Below are 2042 nucleotides of genomic sequence, written 5' to 3'. Positions count from 1 at the left end.
CAACCACCACCGCCGGCACTCCTCGCTCGGCTACCTAACCCCAGCCGAGTACGCTCGGCAGTGCACCCATCAAATGGAAACCGGCGACTCACAGAACGTCCGGACCGAATGAAGGGGGCGGCTCACTGACATCGCTGTCAAAATGGGCATGGGACACACTGAACCTACTGATCATTCCACTTCCTGGGCGGCGTCAGCCATCCCCTCTCGATTCGATCTTCAGCGGCCATTTCCTCCGTCATTTTCTTGGTCTTGCTCCAAGCTTGCCGAATTTCCTCATCACTCATACCGGGCCGCCACGTCTTTAATAACAATGCTTCAGTCCCAAAGACTGTGAACATCGCGATAGCTCCGCACGCAGCGTGACCCGGAGAAACGAACCACCCCACCATTGCCCCCACAAGTGGGGGAATAACGAACCCCCAAATTGCATAGCCCCACCCGCCTGGGTCTGAGTGACCAGCAGAAACAGTAAAGGGCCGCTCACACAAAGTCACGACAATAGAACTAACCACTACAGCAGCAGCAGTGAGGGCAAGGGAAAGAGATCCGCTCAAAGGGCTGGAGAGGAGCTTGCTCAACAGCCACCAAAACAACCAGACCACCGGGGACAGTAGCGCCGCAGTAGACAAGTGTCCCCCTACGGCCAAGGAAATAGGAACGACATGGGAGGGGCCCCCTTCCTTCGGAAAGGAACCCCTCCCCCTGTTTGGGATTAGCCCTGACATCAGCTCAGGCAAGCCTCCACAAGCCCGGGAACCCCCAGGAGTTCGGAGAGAACATTCACGGCATCCTCACCGATCTCAGCGGCAGCCTGACCGGAACGAATTGCACGCCAAATGCCGCTAACTCCGCCCCAAAGGCTCCGCGCCTTCTTAATCCAAGCAATGATCTTGAATACGGGGAACCCGAACTGAACGACGAAATTGCCAAGCGCCAGCGAGCATCCAAAAACATTAAACGCTGGACTTGCCTCAGCGTCGCCAGATGAATCCACTGGAGTCTGAATTGTCGTGAGGCCTTCAAGGTAAGGCGCGATTTTCTCGCTGTATCCCGGGTATGTGTGAGGATCAGCTCGCTTAAGCTCTTCAGGCATCGAATCCAGCGCCCTCAGAATCATGTCGAGCTGCTCATCTTCCGTGTAGGAGGACTGCGGCTTGCGCCACGCCGACTGAGGCGGCCGTCGCCCAGCATGAGGCGGCCGTCCAATCGGCTGCCCGGCGCCCGCCAAAGTCGGCGCAGCGACTGCAATCAGACCCCCAGAAACCAACGCTCCCGAAAGACCACGCATGGCTTGACGTCGATCGAAAATAATCCCCTCCAATATTCAGCTTGTCATCTGACGCATCGAAGCCTATCTGCGTGCTGTACATCACACAAGTTGCAGGCGAGGCCCCCTGTCATGCGGTGGCAGCAACAGGAGGGGAGGTGGACGTTCCCCGCCGGGGTCGGGCTTAGCTGACCTGGAGGATGAAGTATGTGGTGGGGTATCCCAGCGGGAAGCGGTCTTCTCCGTGGTCCACTGCACATCCCCTCGATGCTCACTCCGTCTGCTTGCGTTCGGTCCGTTGTGGCGAGTTCGTTCTTGCGCCGCGCGGCTGAGTGAACTATCTGTTCTCCCGTCCAGAGACCTCCCCTGACTTGGTCGATTGAGGGATGGAGGCCTTTCAGTATCCCCCGGCTCCTGGATGGTCAACCGGCAGCTACTCAGTGCGTATCGCTCTTAGTCAGACATGGGAAGAGGCGTCTCTAACGCAGTACCGCACTACCTCATTCATGCGCGCGGCACTGCGGTATTGCGGTCAGTCTTCGGGGTACTTGGCTTCGATGGCCTGGATGATCAGTTGGGACATGGGCACCCCGACCTCGACGCTGTGCCGGCGCAGGTGCTTGTGCAGGCGTTCGGGTAGGCGGATGGAGGTGGCCTTGATGGGCTCGGCGGCTGCCTGGGCGTGGGCGGCGTAGGCCAGGGTCATGTCCGGGCCGTCGGTGGGGGTGGCCGGGGTGGTGGTGCGGCGTCCGCGGGCGGCGCCGGGGGTGGG

Annotated in this window: 2 protein-coding genes; both read right to left on the bottom strand. The window is 59.7% G+C overall.

Annotated features, from left to right (window positions below; translation table 11 throughout):
- Positions 1-727: 727 nt before the first annotated feature.
- A complete protein-coding gene (locus CITRIK5_RS11950) occupies positions 728-1120 on the bottom strand; it encodes a hypothetical protein (protein WP_127445927.1) in 393 nt (130 codons plus the stop codon).
- A gap of 682 nt (positions 1121-1802) precedes the next feature.
- Positions 1803-2042: hypothetical protein (locus tag CITRIK5_RS11945; RefSeq protein WP_159833849.1), on the bottom strand; the 240-nt coding region annotated here is incomplete at its 5' end.

Origin of the sequence: Micrococcus sp. 116 (assembly GCF_902506395.1) — a bacterium.
GTDB classification, from domain to species: Bacteria; Actinomycetota; Actinomycetes; order Actinomycetales; family Micrococcaceae; genus Micrococcus; species Micrococcus luteus.
This window is presented reverse-complemented; position numbering and strand designations above follow the sequence as displayed.

Excerpts from the sequence above, each read along its gene's own strand:
- CITRIK5_RS11950 (WP_127445927.1), bottom strand. The coding sequence starts at position 1,120 with ATGATTCTGAGGGCGCTGGATTCGATGCCTGAAGAGCTTAAGCGAGCT.